The organism is Thalassobacter sp. 16PALIMAR09, assembly GCF_000765485.1.
Classification (GTDB): Bacteria; Pseudomonadota; Alphaproteobacteria; order Rhodobacterales; family Rhodobacteraceae; genus Thalassobacter; species Thalassobacter stenotrophicus.
Genome location: NZ_JHAK01000002.1, coordinates 110,071 through 129,363 on the forward strand (window position 1 = coordinate 110,071; position 19,293 = coordinate 129,363).

A 19,293-nucleotide genomic window follows, 5' to 3' on the forward strand; every position below is an offset into this window, starting at 1 on the left:
TGCCAAATGAAGGGGAAGCAACCCAACTCACCGAAGGCTTCCCCATGACCCAGACTGTTTTGCACATTGATAGCTCTATCCGCGCCGAAGGCTCCGTTAGCCGCGCGCTGTCGCAAAAAATCACCTCTCGCTTTGAGGGCGCGACTGTCCTGCGCCGCGATCTGGCGGACGGCGTACCGCTAATTGATGGGGCGTGGATCGGCGCGAACTTCACCCCGGCTGCCGACCGTACGGATGAGCAAAAAGCCGTGCTGGCCACATCAGACGCGATGGTGGCAGAGCTTCAAGCCGCCGACGTGATCGTCATCGGGACGCCGATCTACAACTTTTCGGTGACTGCGGCGATGAAGGCTTGGATCGATCTGGTCGCCCGCGCTGGCGTGACGTTCCAGTACTCCGAAACGGGCCCCAAAGGTCTGCTGACTGGCAAACGCGCAATTATCGCAATCGCTTCGGGTGGTACGCCCGTCGACAGTGAGATCGACTTTGCTGGCCGCTACATCCGCCACATCATGGGCTTCATCGGGATCACCGATGTTGAGTTTGTGAAAGCTGACAGCCTAGGCAACGGCGGCGATGAAAAGATCGCGGAAGCGAACGCTCAGGTCGACGAAATCGCAGCCTAAAAATCAGCCGTGACGTCCGGCAGGTTCAGCGCGTGGACAAGATCCCGCACTTCCTGCCGGGCGGCAATATTGGACATGTTCATGTTGGCGATGCCAATGTCGCGCAGGTCCAAAAGGGTCATGCCGCGGGGGAACAGCTCGCGAAAGATCACCCGCTCGGTAAAGCCGGGGGCAACGCGAAAACCGATGCGCTTGGACAGTTGATCCAATGCCTCACCCACTTTGCGTTTGTTGTGCATCTGCTGTGCGCCCAAACGGTTCCGCAGCACCAGCCAGTCAATCGGCTTTAGCCCCGCTTTTGCGCGCAGTTGCCGCGCGTGCCAGACCATCTCGGAATAGACCGAAGGCCCCTCAATCTTGTTGGTATCCGGGTCCACTTTGGCCAGTAGGTCAAAGTCGACAAAGCTGTCGTTCAGTGGGGTGACCAGCGTGTCTGCCAGCGAGTGGGCCACCTGGCTCAACCGCGTGTGCGAGCCGGGACAATCGATCACAATAAAGTCGCTGTCTTTTTCCAGCTCAGCCACCGCAAGTGACAGAGATTTGTCGAACGGGTTCTCATTCTCGTTCAACGTCGCCCGATCCACCTTGGGCAGTTCGATAAAGCGGGGCGTGGGCAGAGTGACGCCGTTTTTCTCACCATAAGACAGGCGGTTTTCCATGTATCTGGTGAAACTCTTCTGGCGTAGATCCAGATCAAGCGCGCCAACGCGTTTGCCCATCCGGGCAAGGGCCGTGGCCATATGCATGCAGGAGGTGGACTTACCCGAGCCGCCTTTTTCGTTACCGAATACGATGATGTGTGCCATGCGGGCGTTTCCCCAAGATATGCTTATCAGCCACTATAGGTAGGAAGTGCAGGCGGGGGAAGCGGCTGCACAGTCAGATTACGTCGCTTTTTGTCGGCTTTGGGCTGGGAATGCCGAAAAGAGCCTGCCAGCCTATGACTATTGCACGCCTTTGGAGGGTACGTCATGGCCAACGCCTTCACGGAGTTTCTACATGATACCAAGCTGACGGACATTCCACCCCAGATGCAGGCCCTTGGTCGGCAGTGGTTGTTGGATTTGTTGGGGGTCGCGGCCGCAGGCACGCAGACAGAGCTTTCGCGCGTGATCCATCGTCATGCCACGGCGCATTTCGGGCCGGGGGCGAAATCGGCGACGGTGCTGTTTGACGGTCGCGCCGCGAGCGCGCCGGGGGTGGCCTTAGCAGGGGGCTGCACGATTGATGCCGTGGATGCCCACGATGGACACAAGCTGACCAAGGGCCATACGGGCTGCGGTGTGCTACCGGCCCTTGCCGCCCTCAGTGAGGCCGAAGGGATGGAGGATGACCAAGAGTTCCTCGCGGCGTTTATTGTGGGCTATGAACTCGCGACCCGTGCAGGCATCGCGCTGCACCGAACGGCCAGCGATTATCATACCTCGGGGGCTTGGGTTGCGGTGGGTGTGGCGGGCCTTGGCGCGCGCGCGATGGGGCTGACGGCGGATCAGACGCGCCATGCCATCGGGATTGCGGAATACCACGGGCCGCGCAGCCAGATGATGCGGGTGATTGATCACCCTACCATGCTAAAGGACGGATCAGGATGGGGGGCCATGTCCGGGGTTTCGGCGGCCTATTTGGCGGCAGACGGGTTCACCGGTGCGCCCGCGATAACGGTTGAAGGTGCGGATGTGCAGGACCTGTGGCAGAGCCTTGGCCAACGGTGGTGCATCGCGGAGCAGTATTTCAAACATTTCCCCGTCTGCCGTTGGGCGCAGCCCCCGGTACAGGCGGTTCTTGATGTGCGTCGCGCACATGGGCTGCGGTCTGAGACGGTGGACCATATCGCGATTGAGACTTTTCATCACTCGAAGCGGCTTGCTATGCGGGACCCCAAAACCACCGAAGAGGCCCAGTATTCGACGGCCTTTCCCGCCGCCGTCGCCCTTGTTCGAGGGCGGGTAGACCCGGCAGACGTGGCTGATGCCGCACTAAACGACCCAGAAATCGCGCGGATCGCGCAGGGCATGCGGATCGACGAAGAGGCGGGCTTTACCGCAGCGTTCCCCGAGCGTCGGATCGCGCGGGTGACGGTTGTGCTAAAGGATGGGCAACGCCTGACATCAGCGGACACAGAGGCCCCGGGCGACCCGGAAAACCCTGTTAGCAACGCAGACGTCCGGGCGAAATTCTATGCCTATGCAGAGCCCGTTCTAGGCAAGAACCGAGCCAGTGTGGTTGAGGCGGCAGTGGACGGTTTGGGCAAAGGAGGCGGGCTAGGCGCCCTGCGCGCCGCAATCCTGCCAGCGCCATAGTCCCCAACGCAAAACGCCGCCCCAAAAAGGGACGGCGTTTCGTTAATCCGAAGATCAGCCGTCTTAGAAGCCCAGACCTGCGTATTTGTTTTTGAACTTGGACACGCGGCCGCCGGTGTCCATCAGGCGCGAGTTGCCGCCGGTCCATGCAGGGTGCACGGAGGGGTCGATGTCGAGCGCCAGCTGGTCGCCTTCGGCGCCCCAAGTGGATTTCATTTCTACAACAGTACCGTCCGTCATTTTGACGTTGATCGTGTGGTAGTCGGGGTGGATCTCTTTTTTCATGACAAAAGCTCCTTACGCGTCTGCGGATGCGCTTTTGGGCGCTTTGTAGTTGGTCACTTCGGCGATCCGTGCGGACTTACCGCGACGCGAACGCAAGTAGTACAGCTTGGCGCGACGGACGCGGCCGCGGCGCACAACAGTGATGCTTTCGATGTTTGTCGAGTGCAGGGGGAACACACGTTCCACGCCTTCACCGAAGGAAATCTTGCGCACGGTGAACGAGCCAGCGATGCCGGAGCCGTTCTTGCGGGCGATGCAGACGCCTTCGTAGTTCTGCACACGAGTACGTGTGCCTTCGGTCACTTTAAAACCGACGCGGATGGTGTCACCGGCTTTAAAATCCGGAATGTCGTTGCCGAGCGCAGCGATTTGCTCCGCTTCGATTTGTGCGATCACGTTCATGATACGCTCCTATGCTGATCCCCGTTTTTCGGGAAATATTGGCGCGTCCTCAGAGCTCTTGGTCTTCGCCCGGGTCCCTATCGTGATCTTCACAATAAGCCCGCCAGAGGTCAGGTCGTCGTTGCTTCGTCAGCCTTTCGGCCATGTCCGTCCGCCAGTCAGATATCCGGGCATGGTGCCCCGAGAGAAGAACCTCAGGAATGTCACGCCCCTGCCAAGTGGCCGGTTTCGTATATTGGGGGTGTTCGAGCAGACCGTGCGAGAACGATTCGTCCTCGGTGGAAGCCTGATTCCCAAGTACGCGCGGTATAAGGCGGACGGTGGCATCGATCAAGGCCTGTGCCGCGATCTCTCCCCCGGTCATGACGAAATCACCCAAAGACACCTCTTGGATGCCGTAATGTTCCAAAACGCGCTCATCCACGCCCTCAAACCGGCCGCACAAAAGCGTGACGCCGGGGCCTTCGGACAGGCGCTGCATCATGGCTTGATCCATTGGTTTGCCCCGGGGGCTCAGATAGATGATTGGCGCGTTCCAACCGCGTTGGGCATGCTCAATCGCGGGTCCGACAACATCGGGGCGCAGCACAAGACCCGCGCCTCCGCCCGCAGGTGTGTCATCCACATTGCGGTGTTTCGTCAGCCCAAAAGTGCGCAGATCAATTGTTTCAAGTGCCCAAAGGCCTTTTTGCAGGGCCGTGCCCGTCAGGCTTTCACCCAAAACGCCGGGGAAGGCGCTGGGAAAAAGGGTGATGATCTTGGCGGTCCACGCGCCCTTGAGGCGCGGCGTATCCGTCACAAGCGCGCGTGGCTTGAGGCTGGCCGAGATTGATAGCCGCCCGTGGGATTTGGTGGGCCGAGGGCGGGCGAGGTCTGGCTTGTCGGGGTCACTCATGGCGGGTCTCAATATGCTTGGGCGTCAGACGCGCCATGGCTTGGGGCCGTTAGGATTTGGGCGCGTCGTCTTCGTCGCTGTCGTCAAACAGCCCGGCAGGTGGGTCAATCACCACGCGGCGCGCGGCCAGATCAACTGTGGGCACGACCGCTTGGGTGAATGGAACCAGTATGGTGCCCGGGCCCTTGATTGGACGAAGTTCTAGGATATCGCCCGCGCCGTGGTCATGCACCGCATGGATACGGCCCAGCGTTTCGCCGCCCGTGTCCACGGCTGTGATGCCAATCAGGTCGCTATAATAATATTCGTCATCGGGCAGCTCGGGCAGCGCGCTCCGGGGGGCCCACAGCTTTTGTCCGCGCAAGCCATCGGCGGCTTCCTTGGATTTGACGCCAGACAGGCGCACTGCATAGCCGCCCTTCACGGGCCGCGTGACCGTGAGGGTGTATGTGCGACCCTCATCATCGGTGAGCGTGCCGTAATCACCAATCGCAGATGGGTCGGCGCAAAAGCTTTTGACCCGCGCTTCGCCGCGCACGCCGTAGGACCCCGTGATCGCCCCCAGACAGACTTTGTCCTTCATCGCTCCAGCACCTCCAGCGCCGTTGACCGGTCTTCCCAGCCGAGTTGTTCTAATTCGGGTGTCTCATCCACGGTCTCGGGCCAGCCAACGCATAGGTAGGCCACAAATGCCCAATCCGCAGGCACATCTAGATCGCGGGTTAGTTTGTCAGGGTCTAGGACCGAAACCCACCCCATGCCAAGGCCCTTTGCGCGGGCCTCAAGCCAAAAGAGGGTCAGGGCCGAAACCACCGAATACCGAAGCATTTCGGGCATGGTCGCGCGGCCCAGACCTTTGCCTTTGAGGCCGATTTCATCGCAAAACACAGCCAATTGTACCGGCGCCTCGCGCATGCCCGAAAGCTTGAGCGAGGCGTAGGTGTCGGCATCTGCCCCATCGTAGGTCGCCAGCGCATCTGCATTGGCGGCCTCAAAATTGGCAAGGGCTGCGGCCCTTGCCTGCGGGCTTGCCACGCGTACGATCCGCCAAGGCTCCGAGAGGCCAACAGAGGGGGCAAGCCGAAACGCATCCAGCGCCTCGGCCAGCAGATCCTCTGGTACCGGGTCCGTGCGAAAGCGGCGCACATCACGGCGCCACTTCAACAGGTCCCGGAATTCCTCTTGGAACGCCTGCGAAAACGTCCGCATCTGCCTTACTCGGCAGCAGCTTCCTCAGCGGGTGCGGCAGCAGCTTCGGCGGCCTCAGCAGCTTTGGCAGCTTTTTCTTCAGCGCGTTCCTGAGCGGCTTTGCCCGGTGTACCCTTCTTGGGGTTGTTACGCTCTTTCTTGGGCAGCACGTCGGCGGCTTCCAGGAAACGCGACACACGGTCGGTAGGCTGGGCGCCTTGGCTCAGCCAGTGCTGAACGCGTTCCATGTTCATTTGCACGCGCTCTTCGCTGTCTTTGGGTAGCAGTGGGTTGTATGTGCCGAGCTTCTCGATGAAGCGGCCATCACGCGCCATGCGGCTGTCAGCAGCAACAATGCGGTAGAAGGGGCGTTTTTTGGAACCGCCGCGGGCGAGCCGGATTTTCATAGCCATGGTGTTTCTCCTATCAATGGCGTTTGCAGACGAATGTGTCTGCTATTTCTGGTGTTCTTCGTGGTGTCGGATGACTTCCTGAATGATGAAGTTCAGGAATTTCTTGGCAAACTCGGGGTCCAGATCGGCCTCGGTTGCAAGGGCTTCGAGCCGAGCGATCTGCGTGGCCTCACGGGCCGGATCACTGGGCGGCAGGTCGTGAGTGGCCTTGAGGCGCCCCACAGCCTGCGTGTGTTTGAACCGCTCGCCCAGCGTGTAGACGAGGATGGCATCGAGCCGGTCGATGCTGCCGCGGTGCTCTGCAAGCACTTCGGCGGCGCGGGTTACGACGTCATTAGTCAAGAGCAAAGCCTTTCGGTTTGAAGGTCGGATCTGCGTAGTGTTCGATTTCCATCTCGATCCCATGGGCCAGACGCGTGTTGTCCAGTTCGGCTCGGGACGGGTGGCGGTAGACGACATCGTTGCCATCAACGCTTTGGGCTTCTCTGTCGCGACAGGCTCCCAGACGCTCTGCCAACCGGATGCTGTCTAGGTTTTTCGGGTCCAGATAGCTAACGGCGTTTTCCCAACCAGCTTGGCGATAGAAATAGTCGCGCGCGGCATGGGTGGCTTCGAGCGCATAGCCCTTACCTGCGACTTGAGGCCAGATCATCCACGCCAATTCGGCTTGGGGCCATTTGGCGGGCTGCCATCCACCGGCCATGCCCAAGGTGTGATCCGTCTCACGGTCATGGATCATCCACATGCCAAAGCCGCGAATTTCCCAATGCCCGATTTCCGCAGCATAGAGCATCCAGCTTTCGTAGTCGTTCAATGGCCCGCCCATGAACCGCGCGCGGTAGCTGGTGAATGTGGCTTTGAAGTTGGGGTAATCTTCGGCCTGCGGGCCGCGCAGCTCTAAGCGGCGGGTGCGCAGAACGGGGATATCACGGTGACCCATCGATTATCCTCCGACCTTGGGGTGGCGGTAGATGGTCAGTGTGCCAAGGCGTGCGTGCGTGAACGTGCCCTCGGGCGTGCAGCCGAGGCGCGTGGCCACGCGGGCAGATGCATCATTGCCAATCGCCACAAGGCTGATCGCTGTGTCCCAGCCAAGCGTGTTATAGGCATAGCTTCGCGCAGCTTCCGCTGCCTCAGTCGCATAGCCTTTGCCGGTCGCGCCCTCGAAAAGGTCCCAGCCGATTTCCGGCTCAGGCCAACCTAGTGGGGCCCATAGCCCGACACAGCCGATACATGTGTCGCTGCCCGTCTCGGTCACGGCCCAACGGCCAAAGCCATTCAAGGTCCAGTGCCCGATTTCGCCCGCGAGCGTGCGCCAGGATTGCTCTGCGTTCATGGGGCCGCCCACAAAGGATGAGCGGTCATCGGCATAGAATGCGGCGAACGCCTCGGCGTCTTGGGGGCCAAGCGCGCGCAGTGTCAGGCGGTCAGTGGTGAGGGGCGGTGCAATCATCCGCGCGGTCCCCAATATCTGTATATGCGATTACCGTTCAGAGTGCCGCGATGTTTGGCGCCCAACCGCTCGGCCAACGCAATAGCGCGGGTGTTGCTGGCGTGGATATAGCTGACAAGCTCGGGCAGATGCAGCGTGTCGCGTGCATGCAAAAGAGCGGCTTGGCTTGCTTCGTGCGCATAGCCATGGCCTTCGCCTGCCTCGGTGAACATAAAGCCCAATTCGTGGGCCTCATCCCCGGGTTCGGTCCCTATCCGGACAAACCCGATGGGCACGCTATCGGAGGTCACGGTCCAGATGCCGTGGCCGCGCAGGACCCAAGTTGCGCACATCTGGGCATAGTCGGCCCATGCCTCGGCGCGCGTCTTGGGGCCGCCCAAATGCTTGCCGCGCTCAGAACAGGCGATGCTCGCGTAGACCTCAAAGTCATCAAGGTTGGGTGCGCGCACGGACAAACGCTCAGTCGTCAGGACCGGCAACGTGGCCGAGGTGAAAAATGCCTGTTCATAGCCACGAGGGGTGACGGGGATGTGTGTCGGTCTTAGCATTCGTTCGCAAGCTCAGCGGGGGACCGGGTGATCAGCTTAAAGTTTAGAGCCTTCGGCATCCAAGCAGGAGGTGCTGTGTCTTCCCTCTGTGCGCCGATTTTTTCAGCGACACGAATAGACGCGAGATTTTCGGGAAGAACGTGAATGTGATAGATGGGTACGCCGATAATGCCATCAACGACAGCGCGTGCGGCTTCGCTGGCAATGCCTTGCCCCTCATATGCGCTATCCCACAGGGTCCAAGTCATTTCTGGTGCTGTGGTCTCGTCAAGCAATAAAGGACCAACGTGGCCGATTGGGATGTCATCCTTCGTGATGATATAGCGGCCTATACCGCGTAGGGTCCAATGCCCAATCATCGCCGCAAATTTGTCGACGGCTTGGACCGCGGAGTAGGGGCCGCCGACGAACTGCGCGCGCACACCTGTGCAATAGGCCGTGTAGGCGGGCAGGTCCGTCGCGGCCGGACGGCGCAGCACTAGGCGCGCGGAACGTATGGTGGAAGGGGCGTTCACCGATTACTTCTTCTTGCCAAAACCACTCAGGCCACTTGGCAATCCGCCCATACCGCCGGGCATTCCGGGCATGCCCTTCATGGCGCCCAGTTGTTTACTGGCAGCTTCCAGTGCGGCGGGGTCCATCTGGCTGGGGTCTGGCATACCGCCACCCTTGCCCATCATGGCGGCCATGGCTTTCTTCATCATGCCGCCTTTGCCCATCTTTTTCATCATGTCCGCCATCTGGCGGTGCATCTTGAGCAGCTTGTTTAGCTCAGAGACCTCAAGGCCCGCACCCGCCGCGATCCGCTTTTTGCGGGACGCTTGCAGAACCGCAGGGTTGGCGCGCTCTTTCTTGGTCATCGAGTTGATCAGAGCGACCTGCCGTTTGAGGATGCCGTCATCCATCCCGGCTTTGTCCATCTGCTTGGCCATTTTGCCCATGCCGGGCATCATGCCCATGACGCCTTCCATGCCGCCCATCTTTTGCATCTGTTCCAGCTGGCCCTTAAGGTCGTTCATGTTGAACAGGCCCTTTTGGAAGCGCTTCATCATGCGCTCTTGGGCCTCGATCTCCATGGTTTCCTGCGCCTTCTCGACCAGCGCGACGATGTCGCCCATGCCAAGAATGCGGCCCGCGATGCGCGAAGGCTCAAAGGTTTCGATGGCGTCCATCTTTTCGCCAAGACCGACGAAACGGATGGGCTTGCCGGTGATGGCCCGCATAGAGAGGGCCGCGCCGCCGCGACCGTCACCGTCCATCCGGGTCAGAACAACACCGGTAATGCCGATTTGGCCGTCGAAGTTTTCGGCCGTATGGACCGCGTCTTGGCCAGTCAGGCCGTCAACCACCAGAAGCGTTTCGCGGGGGTTTGCCACGTCGCGGACAGCTTCGACCTCAGCCATCAGCTGTTCGTCGATCGACAGGCGCCCTGCGGTGTCGAGCATATAGACATCAAACCCACCCAAGGTGGCCTGCTGCTTGGCGCGCTTTGCGATTTGAACAGGGGTCTCGCCCTTGACGATAGGCAGTGTCTGAACGCCGATCTGGGTGCCAAGGATTGCCAGCTGTTCCATCGCGGCGGGACGGTTTACGTCGAGCGATGCCATCAGCACGCGCTTGCCCTCACGCTCGGTCAGGCGCTTGGCCAGCTTTGCGGTGGTGGTGGTTTTACCCGAACCCTGCAGGCCGACCATCAGGATCGGCGCGGGCGGGTTGTCGATCTTTAGCTCGCCAGGGTCCCCTTCGCCCGAGAGCGTGTTGATCAGCTCATCGTGGACGATCTTGATGACCTGCTGGCCGGGGGTCACGGATTTGGTGACGGCGGCGCCGGTGGCCTTGGCTGTCACGGCTTTGACGAAATCGCGCGCGACGGGCAGCGAAACGTCGGCCTCTAGCAGGGCGACACGGACCTCACGCATGGCGGTGCGGACGTCATCCTCTGAGAGCGCGCCCTGCTTGGTAAGACGGTCAAAGACACCGGACAGGCGTTCAGAGAGATTTTCAAACATGCCCAAAGGCCCCTTATTCTCGATCAGTTGCTCCAAGCATATGGAGCCGCAGCGCAATACACAAACGCCCCCACGGGCGTAACACGCTGGTGGAGGGCGATCCTTGGCACATAGCCGCAGGACCGGAAGGCAAGCTTCCGGGGATGGGTGGCGTGTACGCCGCGCGAGGGTAGGAGTCAACCAAAGGTGCGAGACCTGGTTAAGTGCGCGGCCTTCGGAGCGTATATTTTATGGACCCTCTGGCCCAGAATCAAAAAGGGCGTCTCGGTTGAGACGCCCTTTTCCATTCGCAGCGAAAGAATCGCTTAGACGATTTCGATGTTAACCGCGCTCTCGCGGCCATCACGGCCAGCTTCAAGCTCAAAGGTAACTTTTGTGTTGTCTGGCAGTTCGCGCAGGCCGGAACGCTCAAGAGCGGAGATGTGAACGAATACGTCCTTGCCGCCATTTTCAGGAGCAATAAAGCCGAAGCCTTTGGTTGTGTTGAACCATTTTACGGTGCCGTTGGCCATTCCGTGTCTTCCTTATATCATGTTGCCCGCATAAGGCGGCAACCCGGCTGTGTATGCACAAGATCGAATGCGCTGTAGCCGATAGACTGGAGACAGGGTCGATAGAGATAACGTAGCCCCTACCGCATGACAGGTTGACGCGGAGGCGTAAAGTGGTTTCGTGAATCTTTACCCGGCGTGCTTAATACTTCGGCAAAATTCCGCGGTGATTACCGTTGTTTCCTGCGTAAATGAACGCAATAGTCGTTTTTGTGTGAACTGTGTGGAGGGTAGCACAATGGCGTTTAACGATTGGGACGAGGTGCGTACCGCATTTCAGGTGGCCCGCAAGGGCACCGTGAGTGGGGCGGCTCAAGTGCTGGGCGTGCACCATGCGACCGTCATCCGCCACATTGATAGCCTTGAGGAAAAGCTGGGCGCCAAGCTGTTTCAGCGCCATGCGCGCGGCTACACCCCGACTGAGGCAGGCGCTGACCTGTTGAACGTTGCCCAAAGCACCGATGATCAGTTGAACCAATTGGCCAGTCGCATCCGTGGGCGCGGCGATCAGGTCACCGGGGATTTGGTGATCACGTCTCTTGCCGTTCTTGCGCCGCTTGTTTCACCCGCGCTGGCGGCATTTCAGGATGAGCACCCCGAGGTCACAATCAAGTTCCTGACGGATGAGCGGTTGTTCCGGCTCGAATACGGGGAGGCCCATGTCGCGATTCGTGCAGGCAACCCACCCGATCAGCCCGACAATGTGGTGCAGAACTTTTACACGCAGCAGTTCGGCCTTTACGCCTCCAAGGAATACGTCGCGCGCTACGGTAAGCCGACGAGCTTTGAGAACTTGGCCCACCACAAATTCATTGGCAGTGCCGATGAAACGCCGCGCGCTCCGTTCTTTGTGTGGCTGCATGATAATGTGCCTGCCGAAAATATCACATATAAGGTGAACCAGATCACAGCCATGCGCCCAGCGATTGAAGCGGGGCTGGGCATTGGCTTTGCTGGTGTATGGGACCGGAATGAAGCGGACGGCCTTGTCCAAGTCTTTGCGCCGATCCCCGAGTGGGAATCAAAGTTGTGGCTGGTGACGCACGTGGACTTGCATCGGACGCCAAAGGTGCAGACGTTCGTTCGCTTTCTCAAGGATTACGCGAAGTCCTGGCCGGCCTAATCTGCGTCGGGCAGCTCGGTCTGCAAGAAACGTTCAAACGCGTCTAGGTTCACGGCCTCGAACTGGCCAAAGCTTTGCATCCACACGGACGCATCGCGCAGGGCCTCTGGCTCTAACTTACACCATTTGACCCGGCCGCGTTTCTCCTGCGTGATCAGGCCCGCGCGGGTCAGGATCATCAGGTGTTTAGATACCGCAGCCAGTGACATTTCGAATGGTTCGGCCACGTCCGTCACGGCCATATCGTCCTCTAACAGCATCGCAAGGATTGCGCGGCGTGTGGGGTCCGAGAGGGCCGAAAATATCGTGTCGAGGGCATCACGCATACACCCTCCCTGCCAGTCGTGCGGGGTGTAGGCAATGTCCAATCACGCGATTATCAACCAGACCGTTGAATATGCCGCAGCCGATATTGAGGGTGCGACAGGATGGTCATTTTAAGCAAAACGCAATTCTATCAGTGACTTACTGATGTCGTATGTGCGTTGACTCTCTCGTCGCCTCTGATAGCTTCCGCTCAAACTTCTGGGGGGTTGGTGCGCATGTCCGAAGGACTTGATCCAAACCGACTGGCCGAACTTGAGGCGCGCATCAAAGCCGCCAAGGGTGACGCAGGCGCCGATCACATGGAAGAACACTATTCGCAGGCGCAACATGCATGGCGGATGGTGACGGAGCTGGTCGCGGGTCTCGGGATTGGTTTCGGAATAGGATACGGGCTCGATGCGCTGATGGGGACAGCCCCATTGATGATGTTGATCTTCACCATTCTAGGCCTCGTGGCCGGTGTGAAGGTGATGATCAAAACGGCGCAAGAGCTTCAGGATGAAAACATGGCGCAGTCTTCGGACGCGCAGGATGAGAGCGAAGGGAAGTAGTCTTGGCAGACGCAACTGACAGCGGAGTCGCATTCGACTTCAAACCGATGGATCAGTTTATCGTCAAGCCGCTCGGCGGGTCGGCAGGTGATCCTGTGAGCATGCTGACGATCACCAACGCAACGCTTTGGCTTGGTATTTCGGTTCTTGCGATCATCGCTCTGTTCGTTTTGGGCACCAGAGGCCGGGCGATCATCCCGTCGCGGACGCAATCCGTTGCGGAGCTGGCCTACGGTTTCGTGTACAAGATGATTGAGGACGTCACTGGTAAAGATGCCGTTAAGTACTTCCCCTACATCTTTACACTGTTCGTGTTCATTCTGTTTTCGAACTTCCTCGCGCTGATCCCGATGTCGTTTTCGCCCACGTCGCAGATCGCCGTCACCGCGGTGCTTGGTTTTTCGGTGTTCTTCGTCATCACGGCGATTGGCTTCATCAAAAATGGCGTCAGCTTCTTGAGCCTGTTCTGGGTATCGTCGGCGCCACTCGCGCTGCGCCCGGTCTTGGCTTTGATCGAAGTGATTTCTTACTTCGTGCGGCCCGTTAGCCACTCTGTCCGTTTGGCAGGCAACGTACTTGCCGGGCACGCAGTTCTAAAGGTGTTCGCAACGTTTGCGGCGTCTGTTCTGGTCGCACCAGTGGCGATCCTCGGCGTGGTTGGCATCTTCGCACTCGAAATTCTCGTGTCAGCGATCCAAGCCTACGTCTTCACTATTCTGACGTGCGTGTACCTCAAGGACGCACTTCACCCGCATCACTAAGAACGTTCAGCAGGAAATCCTGCTGCACATACGACTAACTTCCAATCGTAAGGAGAATACTCATGGAAGGTGAACTCGCACACATCGGCGCAGGTATTGCTGCACTCGGTACTGGTCTGGCTGCAATCGGTGTTGGCAACGTTGCTGGCAACTTCTTGGCCGGCGCACTGCGCAACCCATCTGCTGCTGGCGGTCAAACTGCCACGCTCTTCATCGGCATCGCTTTCGCAGAAGCACTGGGGATCTTCTCGTTCCTCGTCGCTCTGCTTCTGATGTTCGCCGTCTAAGCACTTCAGGTATCCTTACGCGCGGTGGGGCATTTGTTTGCCCCACCGTTGACAGAGGTTTCCCCTAGGAGAGCCCAATGGCAACCGAGACCACTACATCCACAAGCGCTTGCGTGGACGCCTCCGGCGGCGCAATCGGGATGCCCCAACTGTGCCCAGATTGGTTCACAAACCAGATTTTTTGGTTGGTGATTGCCCTTCTGGCTATCTTCTTCGTGCTGTCGAAGATCGCTCTGCCTCGCATCGCTGCGGTTTTGGCCGAACGCTCGGGCACGATTTCAAATGATTTGGCATCCGCCGAAGACCTAAAGCGCAAAGCTGTTGAGGCTGAAGAAGCCTACAACAAGGCTCTGGCTGACGCCCGTGCCGAAGCGCAGAGCATCGCCGCCCAAACACGTGCCGAGATCAAGGCCGATTTGGATGATGCCATCGCTAAGGCCGACGCTGAGATTGCCGCCAAAGCTGCCGAAGGTGAAGCAAAGATCGCCGAGATCCGCGCCGGAGCCATGGAAAGCGTATCTGAGGTGGCCAAAGACGTCGCCGCAGAGATCGTGACCGCACTTGGCCAGACAGCAGATGCAAAGACCGTCGGCGATGCCGTCGCGGCCCGGCTGAAGGGATAAGACCATGAAACGTATGAGTGTTCTTATCACCCTGTTGGCAACAACGCCTGCTTTCGCAGCGAAAGGTCCGTTCTTTTCGCTTGGAAACACAGACTTTGTTGTGACCATCGGTTTCCTCGTGTTCCTCGGGGTGCTGGTGTACTTCAAAGTCCCCGGCATGCTGATGGGTTTGCTGGATCAGCGCGCTGCTGGCATCCAGTCTGACCTTGATGAGGCCCGCGCGCTCCGCGAAGAGGCTCAGTCAATCCTCGCCGAGTATGAGCGCAAGGCCGCTGAGACCAAGGATCAAGCCGAAGCCATCGTTAAGGCGGCCCGCGAAGAAGCGGCGGCCGCTGCCGAGCAAGCAAAAGCTGACTTGGCCACCTCCGTGACGCGCCGTCTTGCCGCTGCGCAGGACCAAATCGCGAGTGCTGAGGCATCTGCCGTTAAGGAAGTGCGTGACACTGCCGTGACCGTGGCAATTGCTGTCGCCGGTGAAGTTGTTGCCAAGCAGCTCAAAGCCGCTGATGCAAACGCAATGATCGCTGACTCGATCAAATCGGTTGGCGCCAAGCTGCACTAAGTACGACCTACAAGAATTCAAAATGCGTCCCGCCAACCAGCGGGGCGCGTTTTGCGTTTATGAAGAGTGTTTAGGTGCCGCGCGGTTTTGCACGAAGGGTTGGGTCCGCCTGTGTCGGGTCCTCTGGCCACGGATGGCGCGGATACCGACCGCGCATGTCTTTGCGCACGTCGGCGTAGGACGTCGCCCAAAACCCCGGGAGGTCTTGGGTCACTTGAACGGGCTTTTGTCCCGGCGACAAAAGAACCATCCGCAGCGGTGTTTGGTTTGGCCCCGTGCAAGGGTGTCGCGTTTCGCCAAACACTTCTTGTAGCCGCAAGGACACTTCGGGCGTGCCGCTGGAGTAATCGATTGGCACTTGGCGCCCCATTGGTGAGGTATAGTGCGCGGGAGCAAGTTGGCCCATGCGCTGGCTGTCCTCCCAGCCCAACCATGCGGTTAGGGCTTCGGTCGGGTCGAACTGTTTAAGGTCGGCCGCAGTACGTTTGCCGCTCAGATAGGGCAGGGCCCAGTCCTCCAACGTTTCGATCAGAGCTTCGTCCGATACATCCCGAACCTGTGAAATGGCGATCCGTGCGCGGAGCCGCTTGGCTTTGGCTGACCAGTTGAGACAGTCCAACCCCAGATCGCGGATGCCATCCAGCAAGGCCTCTGCGATATTCTCGGGCGGGGCTTCGGGCCATGTTTGGTCATTAAGCACCAGCGCCATGAGCCGTTCCTGCCGCCGCGCTTGGACCCGGCGCGCGCGGGCATCCCATTGGCAAATGTTTTGCCACGCGATGGCGTCCCCGTGGGTGGCGCGCAGTTCAGCCTCGCTGAGAGCGAGCGCTTGGCGCACACGCGCCTCTCGGCGGTCACCATCCACGTCTAGGGCTACGATAAGCCGCGCCGTTGATAGGCTATCGCTCACCTCCATTTTAGCTCCGGCTCCGCCTGACAGGTGCCACCGGGGGGCATCGCCTGCGCGGCGCAATCCAATCCGATCGGGATAAGCGCGGGCGGCCTGTTGGGCAGGGCTTTGGCTTGGCTCTTCGGCCTCAAATCTTTGCAACCGTTTAGCTTCTTTGCGGAGGCGGCTCAGCGCGGGATCCGCCCGGCCCGAGTTGATTGCGTCTAGTCGCGTCAGCGTATCAACCCCTGCGCCATGAAGCGGGTCTCGGTCCGACAAAAGTGCGGCGAGCGTCGCGCTGCCTGTCCCACCGGTTAGAACCATGTGGCCCAAACGTGGGTGTAGCGGCAGCTTGGCCAAGGCGCGGCCATGTTCTGTGATCTGGCCATCGCGGATTGCACCGAGGGAGGCCAACAAGGCTTGTGCCTCCCGCAGCGCGCCCTCGGGTGGTGGGGTCAAAAACGCCAAGCCAGTGCCATCTGGCGCGCCCCATAGCGCAAGGTTGAGCGCGAGATCCGACAGATCGGCCGCTGCTATCTCCGGCGGTGGAAATGCCGCTAGCGCACCCTCTTCGCCCTTGGTCCAGTGGCGGTAGCAGGTGCCAACGGCAACACGGCCCGCACGCCCGGCGCGCTGGGTGGCCTCAGCCTTGGTGACGCGTTCGGTTACCAACCGGCTCATGCCACGGGACGGGTCGAACCGTGCCCGCCGTGCGCGTCCACCGTCGACCACCACCCGAATGTCCGGCAGCGTCAGCGACGTTTCGGCTATCGCCGTAGACAGCACCAAATGGCGGCCAGTTTTCGGGGGGCGAGTCGCGGCTTGTTGGTCCTTGAACGGCATCGCACCGTAGAGTTTGTGCAGCGTGACATCAAGCGGCAGGGGTCCCAGCGCTTGGGCCACTTTGTTGATCTCTCCCACTCCCGGCAGAAAGACGAGGCAGGAGCCTTCGGAAACCTCCTCCAACGCGCGGTTCACCAACCCGGCCATCGCGGCCTCATATCGCTGGCCTTGGGGCACGGGGCGGTCGCGGTGGCGGATATCCACCGCATACGCGCGGCCCTCTGCCGTCAGGATTGGGGCATCGTCCAGCATCGCGGCGACGGGGGCTGCGTCCAGCGTGGCGGACATCACTACGATCTGCAGGTCATCACGCAGCGCGCCTCGGACCTCCCACGTGAGCGCGAGCCCTAGATCCGCTGTCAGGGAGCGTTCATGGAATTCATCAAAGATGACCACATCGACACCCGGTAGGTCGGGATCGGATTGGAGCATCGCTGTCAGAATGCCCTCGGTGATAACCTCGATCCTGGTCGATTTGGACACCTGCGCATCGCCGCGCATCCGGTAGCCGACGGTTTGGCCCAACGGCTCACCCAGTGTTTCGGCCATCCGGGCGGCGGCCCCCCGTGCCGCGAGGCGACGAGGTTCAAGCATCAGGATTTTACCCGCAACATCCGGCAACAAAGCCAGCGGCACACGCGTGGTTTTCCCAGCACCCGGTGGGGCCTGAAGCACAGCGCGCCCAGTGCTGCGCAACGCGGCGCGCAGATCAGGCAGAATGGTGTCGATCGGAAGGTTGGTCATCGGCGGCGCAGCACGGCGTCTCCGTATACTGTGGGCACGCGCACTTCGGTCACCCGTAGTTTGTCCGCCATCGGCTGTAGCCTCAGGGTCATCGGAAAGACCGAGCGTTCTGCCAAATCCTCAGGTGAGAAGCCGCCCAATCGCGTGTAGTCGCCCGTGCACGTCGCGGTTCCGTCCGGCTGTACCGTTGGCGCGCCAAGTGTCAGCTGCGTCCTGCGGCGACCATCGAACAAGGTTAGGCTGGTGCTGCAGGCGCTCTCGCGGGGTTGGTCACGGAGGACCGCGAAGATCGCGGTCAGCGGATCAACTGTGCCGCCTTGGGTTACGGGATCAAGATCATATGGGGCGCGGCCGCGTGGTGGGGTGATCTGGGGTGGTTGGGGCACACCTGCGCTGTAACTCATTTCTGCGCGAGCCTTTCGGCCCCGGCGGTCGGTATCTTGGCTGTAAAAGCTGGGGCGGAAGCCATTGGGGGTTACGGTGCCGCGCGCGGTGGCGTCGTAGCGAAACGTCAAAAGGGCCGCGACGATCCCTGTGCTTTGGACCTTCCCGGCCACGGCATATCGCCCACCGGCCTGTTCGGCCTTAAACACCAACTGTCCCGCAGGAATACCGCGTAGGATCACGTCGAAACGGCCCTCATCCACCTGCTGGGCGTGCAGGGGCAGGCCTAGCAGGCCAAGAACAAGGGCAATCGCGAGGGTGTGTCGCATCAAAAGCGTTCCTTTCGCCGTGCAGACGCACTGGACTTTCTGGGGTCAGACAAGGCAGGTATCTCCGGAAGGGTCAACCAAAAGGCCCGTGAACTGGGCGAAAGCCTGCCGCAAAGGACATATTTCGTGAACGACGCCGATCTTGCGCCTGATCCGCTGTTGGAGCCCGTTTTGCAAGGGCAGCGCCGGTCATTGGCCCGTGCGATTACCCTTGTCGAAAGCACGCGGCCCGATCACCGCCGTCGCGCTACTGCCCTGTTAGAGGCGCTGCGTGGCCATGGGCGCGAAAGCCTGCGCATCGGGCTGTCGGGGACGCCGGGCGTCGGTAAATCCACGTTCATTGAGGCCTTTGGCCTGATGCTGACCGGGCAGGGGCTGCGCGTTGCCGTTTTGGCGGTGGACCCGTCCAGCACCCGCTCGGGTGGCTCGATCTTGGGCGACAAAACCCGGATGGAACGGCTGTCGCGGGACCCGCTGGCATTTATTCGGCCCTCGCCTTCGCTGTCACATCTGGGTGGGGTGTCGCGCCGGACCCGTGAAGCGGTCGCGCTGTGTGAGGCTGCTGGGTTTGATGTCGTCCTGATTGAGACTGTGGGCGTGGGCCAGTCCGAAACGATGGTCGCTGAAATGTGCGATCTGTTCACTTTGCTGATGGCGCCTGCGGGTGGGGATGAATTGCAGGGCGTCAAACGCGGAATCATGGAGATCGCTGATCTGATTCTGGTGAACAAGGCGGACGGTGACTTGAAACCTGCTGCCAGTCGCACTGTGGCGGATTACGCAGGCGCATTGCGGCTGTTGCGCAAACGGGCGCAGGACCCTGAGGGCTTTCCCAAGGCGTTGCCGGTTTCCGCATTGGCCGAAGAAGGGCTGGCGGGCGCATGGGCCGATATGCAGCAACTCGCAGAGTGGCGTCGCGCCGAAGGGCATTGGGCCAAGCGTCGTGCGGCACAGGCAACCCATTGGTTTGAAGAAGAAGTTCGTAGCGGTTTGTTGGCGCAATTGACCGATAATCCGCGAGCACGCGGCGAAATGGCGGCTTTGGCGGCGCAAGTGTCAGAGGGGCAGCAGTCACCAGATGCGGCCGCCGCGCTGATGTTGGCGTATTTGCGGGGTGAATCGCTTGACAGCCCCCCGCAGAGAGCCTAGTACCGCGCGAACCGCGGGGCCATCAGGCCCCTGCTTTCTATCTGAATTGTA

At 60.2% G+C, this 19,293-nt stretch carries 26 protein-coding genes; 9 read left to right on the forward strand and 17 right to left on the reverse strand.

What is annotated here, in order from left to right:
• Positions 1–44: 44 nt before the first annotated feature.
• Positions 45–626, forward strand: a complete 582-nt coding sequence (locus PM04_RS04375; RefSeq protein WP_038004116.1) for an FMN-dependent NADH-azoreductase — start codon at positions 45–47, stop codon at positions 624–626.
• On the opposite strand, the gene PM04_RS04380 is transcribed toward PM04_RS04375, so the two are convergent.
• Positions 623–1,432: a division plane positioning ATPase MipZ gene (locus tag PM04_RS04380; RefSeq protein WP_038004119.1), complete on the reverse strand. Its 810-nt coding sequence runs from the start codon at positions 1,430–1,432 to the stop codon at positions 623–625. The two genes, PM04_RS04375 and PM04_RS04380, sit on opposite strands and share 4 nt — an antisense overlap.
• 165 nt (positions 1,433–1,597) lie before the next feature.
• Here PM04_RS04380 and PM04_RS04385 point away from each other — a divergent pair, with 165 nt between their 5' ends.
• Positions 1,598–2,926 carry an MmgE/PrpD family protein gene (locus tag PM04_RS04385; protein ID WP_038004120.1) on the forward strand — a complete coding sequence of 443 codons (1,329 nt, stop codon included), beginning with the start codon at positions 1,598–1,600 and terminating at the stop codon, positions 2,924–2,926.
• Between the two features lie 63 nt (positions 2,927–2,989).
• On the opposite strand, the gene rpmE is transcribed toward PM04_RS04385, so the two are convergent.
• The 13 genes from rpmE to PM04_RS04450 form a co-directional block, all read right to left on the reverse strand.
• Positions 2,990–3,211, reverse strand: a complete 222-nt coding sequence (gene rpmE / locus PM04_RS04390) for a 50S ribosomal protein L31 (protein WP_038004121.1) — start codon at positions 3,209–3,211, stop codon at positions 2,990–2,992.
• 12 nt (positions 3,212–3,223) lie between these two features.
• Positions 3,224–3,613: a 50S ribosomal protein L19 gene (gene rplS, locus PM04_RS04395; RefSeq protein ID WP_038004122.1), complete on the reverse strand. Its 390-nt coding sequence runs from the start codon at positions 3,611–3,613 to the stop codon at positions 3,224–3,226.
• 49 nt (positions 3,614–3,662) lie between these two features.
• On the reverse strand, positions 3,663–4,508 hold the full coding sequence (gene trmD / locus PM04_RS04400) for a tRNA (guanosine(37)-N1)-methyltransferase TrmD (RefSeq protein ID WP_038004123.1): 846 nt from the start codon (positions 4,506–4,508) through the stop codon (positions 3,663–3,665).
• 49 nt (positions 4,509–4,557) lie between these two features.
• The gene (gene rimM, locus PM04_RS04405) at positions 4,558–5,091 is read right to left on the reverse strand and encodes a ribosome maturation factor RimM (RefSeq protein WP_038004124.1); all 534 of its coding nucleotides are present in this window, start codon (positions 5,089–5,091) and stop codon (positions 4,558–4,560) included.
• Positions 5,088–5,717, reverse strand: coding sequence for a 5,6-dimethylbenzimidazole synthase (bluB, locus tag PM04_RS04410; protein WP_038004125.1), 630 nt, complete (start codon positions 5,715–5,717; stop codon positions 5,088–5,090). The genes rimM and bluB overlap by 4 nt, the downstream gene beginning before the upstream one ends.
• Positions 5,718–5,722: 5 nt before the next feature.
• Positions 5,723–6,109 (reverse strand): 30S ribosomal protein S16, encoded by a 387-nt coding sequence (gene rpsP, locus PM04_RS04415; protein WP_038004126.1) that lies wholly within the window; start codon positions 6,107–6,109, stop codon positions 5,723–5,725.
• Positions 6,110–6,151: 42 nt separating this feature from the next.
• Positions 6,152–6,451, reverse strand: coding sequence for a chorismate mutase (locus PM04_RS04420; RefSeq protein WP_038004128.1), 300 nt, complete (start codon positions 6,449–6,451; stop codon positions 6,152–6,154).
• Entirely contained in the window at positions 6,444–7,049 is a 606-nt protein-coding gene (locus PM04_RS04425; RefSeq protein WP_038004130.1) for a GNAT family N-acetyltransferase, read from the reverse strand. The genes PM04_RS04420 and PM04_RS04425 overlap by 8 nt, the downstream gene beginning before the upstream one ends.
• Before the next feature lie 3 nt (positions 7,050–7,052).
• The gene (locus PM04_RS04430) at positions 7,053–7,562 is read right to left on the reverse strand and encodes a GNAT family N-acetyltransferase (RefSeq protein WP_038004132.1); all 510 of its coding nucleotides are present in this window, start codon (positions 7,560–7,562) and stop codon (positions 7,053–7,055) included.
• Positions 7,559–8,110 carry a GNAT family N-acetyltransferase gene (locus PM04_RS04435; RefSeq protein ID WP_038004133.1) on the reverse strand — a complete coding sequence of 184 codons (552 nt, stop codon included), beginning with the start codon at positions 8,108–8,110 and terminating at the stop codon, positions 7,559–7,561. The genes PM04_RS04430 and PM04_RS04435 overlap by 4 nt, the downstream gene beginning before the upstream one ends.
• The gene (locus PM04_RS04440; protein ID WP_052068198.1) at positions 8,104–8,625 is read right to left on the reverse strand and encodes a GNAT family N-acetyltransferase; all 522 of its coding nucleotides are present in this window, start codon (positions 8,623–8,625) and stop codon (positions 8,104–8,106) included. The genes PM04_RS04435 and PM04_RS04440 overlap by 7 nt, the downstream gene beginning before the upstream one ends.
• Positions 8,626–8,628: 3 nt before the next feature.
• Positions 8,629–10,119, reverse strand: a complete 1,491-nt coding sequence (gene ffh / locus PM04_RS04445) for a signal recognition particle protein (protein WP_038004134.1) — start codon at positions 10,117–10,119, stop codon at positions 8,629–8,631.
• A 305-nt stretch (positions 10,120–10,424) separates the two neighbouring features.
• Entirely contained in the window at positions 10,425–10,631 is a 207-nt protein-coding gene (locus PM04_RS04450) for a cold-shock protein (protein ID WP_038004137.1), read from the reverse strand.
• Between the two features lie 277 nt (positions 10,632–10,908).
• On the opposite strand from PM04_RS04450, the gene PM04_RS04455 reads away from it, so the two are divergent.
• Positions 10,909–11,793 carry a LysR family transcriptional regulator gene (locus PM04_RS04455; protein WP_038004140.1) on the forward strand — a complete coding sequence of 295 codons (885 nt, stop codon included), beginning with the start codon at positions 10,909–10,911 and terminating at the stop codon, positions 11,791–11,793.
• On the opposite strand, the gene PM04_RS04460 is transcribed toward PM04_RS04455, so the two are convergent.
• Complete coding sequence (locus PM04_RS04460; protein ID WP_038004142.1) at positions 11,790–12,119, reverse strand: metalloregulator ArsR/SmtB family transcription factor; 330 nt, start codon at positions 12,117–12,119, stop codon at positions 11,790–11,792. The two genes, PM04_RS04455 and PM04_RS04460, sit on opposite strands and share 4 nt — an antisense overlap.
• A gap of 216 nt (positions 12,120–12,335) precedes the next feature.
• Here PM04_RS04460 and PM04_RS04465 point away from each other — a divergent pair, with 216 nt between their 5' ends.
• From PM04_RS04465 to PM04_RS04485, 5 genes are all read left to right on the forward strand, one after another.
• Positions 12,336–12,671, forward strand: a complete 336-nt coding sequence (locus PM04_RS04465) for an AtpZ/AtpI family protein (protein ID WP_038004144.1) — start codon at positions 12,336–12,338, stop codon at positions 12,669–12,671.
• A gap of 47 nt (positions 12,672–12,718) precedes the next feature.
• Entirely contained in the window at positions 12,719–13,432 is a 714-nt protein-coding gene (locus PM04_RS04470; protein WP_052068246.1) for a F0F1 ATP synthase subunit A, read from the forward strand.
• 62 nt (positions 13,433–13,494) lie between these two features.
• Positions 13,495–13,719: a F0F1 ATP synthase subunit C gene (locus PM04_RS04475; protein WP_038004146.1), complete on the forward strand. Its 225-nt coding sequence runs from the start codon at positions 13,495–13,497 to the stop codon at positions 13,717–13,719.
• 77 nt (positions 13,720–13,796) lie between these two features.
• The gene (locus tag PM04_RS04480; RefSeq protein WP_038004147.1) at positions 13,797–14,342 is read left to right on the forward strand and encodes a F0F1 ATP synthase subunit B'; all 546 of its coding nucleotides are present in this window, start codon (positions 13,797–13,799) and stop codon (positions 14,340–14,342) included.
• Between the two features lie 4 nt (positions 14,343–14,346).
• On the forward strand, positions 14,347–14,904 hold the full coding sequence (locus PM04_RS04485; protein WP_038004148.1) for a F0F1 ATP synthase subunit B: 558 nt from the start codon (positions 14,347–14,349) through the stop codon (positions 14,902–14,904).
• A gap of 70 nt (positions 14,905–14,974) precedes the next feature.
• Here the strand turns inward: PM04_RS04485 and hrpB are convergent, their stop codons facing one another.
• Positions 14,975–17,380 carry an ATP-dependent helicase HrpB gene (gene hrpB, locus PM04_RS04490; protein WP_038004149.1) on the reverse strand — a complete coding sequence of 802 codons (2,406 nt, stop codon included), beginning with the start codon at positions 17,378–17,380 and terminating at the stop codon, positions 14,975–14,977.
• Positions 17,377–18,093 (reverse strand): DUF3108 domain-containing protein, encoded by a 717-nt coding sequence (locus tag PM04_RS04495; protein ID WP_038004151.1) that lies wholly within the window; start codon positions 18,091–18,093, stop codon positions 17,377–17,379. The genes hrpB and PM04_RS04495 overlap by 4 nt, the downstream gene beginning before the upstream one ends.
• A gap of 126 nt (positions 18,094–18,219) precedes the next feature.
• On the opposite strand from PM04_RS04495, the gene meaB reads away from it, so the two are divergent.
• Positions 18,220–19,242 (forward strand): methylmalonyl Co-A mutase-associated GTPase MeaB, encoded by a 1,023-nt coding sequence (gene meaB / locus PM04_RS04500; RefSeq protein ID WP_081945920.1) that lies wholly within the window; start codon positions 18,220–18,222, stop codon positions 19,240–19,242.
• Positions 19,243–19,293: the final 51 nt, after the last annotated feature.

Bases quoted from the DNA above. Each gene is read 5' to 3' on its own strand.
- PM04_RS04375 (WP_038004116.1), top strand. From the start codon at position 45: ATGACCCAGACTGTTTTGCACATTGATAGCTCTATCCGCGCCGAAGGC.
- PM04_RS04380 (WP_038004119.1), bottom strand. From the start codon at position 1,432: ATGGCACACATCATCGTATTCGGTAACGAAAAAGGCGGCTCGGGTAAG.
- PM04_RS04385 (WP_038004120.1), top strand. From the start codon at position 1,598: ATGGCCAACGCCTTCACGGAGTTTCTACATGATACCAAGCTGACGGAC.
- rpmE (WP_038004121.1), bottom strand. From the start codon at position 3,211: ATGAAAAAAGAGATCCACCCCGACTACCACACGATCAACGTCAAAATG.
- rplS (WP_038004122.1), bottom strand. From the start codon at position 3,613: ATGAACGTGATCGCACAAATCGAAGCGGAGCAAATCGCTGCGCTCGGC.
- trmD (WP_038004123.1), bottom strand. From the start codon at position 4,508: ATGAGTGACCCCGACAAGCCAGACCTCGCCCGCCCTCGGCCCACCAAA.
- rimM (WP_038004124.1), bottom strand. From the start codon at position 5,091: ATGAAGGACAAAGTCTGTCTGGGGGCGATCACGGGGTCCTACGGCGTG.
- bluB (WP_038004125.1), bottom strand. From the start codon at position 5,717: ATGCGGACGTTTTCGCAGGCGTTCCAAGAGGAATTCCGGGACCTGTTG.
- rpsP (WP_038004126.1), bottom strand. From the start codon at position 6,109: ATGGCTATGAAAATCCGGCTCGCCCGCGGCGGTTCCAAAAAACGCCCC.
- PM04_RS04425 (WP_038004130.1), bottom strand. From the start codon at position 7,049: ATGGGTCACCGTGATATCCCCGTTCTGCGCACCCGCCGCTTAGAGCTG.
- PM04_RS04430 (WP_038004132.1), bottom strand. From the start codon at position 7,562: ATGATTGCACCGCCCCTCACCACTGACCGCCTGACACTGCGCGCGCTT.
- PM04_RS04435 (WP_038004133.1), bottom strand. From the start codon at position 8,110: ATGCTAAGACCGACACACATCCCCGTCACCCCTCGTGGCTATGAACAG.
- ffh (WP_038004134.1), bottom strand. From the start codon at position 10,119: ATGTTTGAAAATCTCTCTGAACGCCTGTCCGGTGTCTTTGACCGTCTT.
- PM04_RS04450 (WP_038004137.1), bottom strand. From the start codon at position 10,631: ATGGCCAACGGCACCGTAAAATGGTTCAACACAACCAAAGGCTTCGGC.
- PM04_RS04455 (WP_038004140.1), top strand. From the start codon at position 10,909: ATGGCGTTTAACGATTGGGACGAGGTGCGTACCGCATTTCAGGTGGCC.
- PM04_RS04460 (WP_038004142.1), bottom strand. From the start codon at position 12,119: ATGCGTGATGCCCTCGACACGATATTTTCGGCCCTCTCGGACCCCACA.
- PM04_RS04465 (WP_038004144.1), top strand. From the start codon at position 12,336: ATGTCCGAAGGACTTGATCCAAACCGACTGGCCGAACTTGAGGCGCGC.
- PM04_RS04470 (WP_052068246.1), top strand. From the start codon at position 12,719: ATGGATCAGTTTATCGTCAAGCCGCTCGGCGGGTCGGCAGGTGATCCT.
- PM04_RS04475 (WP_038004146.1), top strand. From the start codon at position 13,495: ATGGAAGGTGAACTCGCACACATCGGCGCAGGTATTGCTGCACTCGGT.
- PM04_RS04480 (WP_038004147.1), top strand. From the start codon at position 13,797: ATGGCAACCGAGACCACTACATCCACAAGCGCTTGCGTGGACGCCTCC.
- PM04_RS04485 (WP_038004148.1), top strand. From the start codon at position 14,347: ATGAAACGTATGAGTGTTCTTATCACCCTGTTGGCAACAACGCCTGCT.
- hrpB (WP_038004149.1), bottom strand. From the start codon at position 17,380: ATGACCAACCTTCCGATCGACACCATTCTGCCTGATCTGCGCGCCGCG.
- PM04_RS04495 (WP_038004151.1), bottom strand. From the start codon at position 18,093: ATGCGACACACCCTCGCGATTGCCCTTGTTCTTGGCCTGCTAGGCCTG.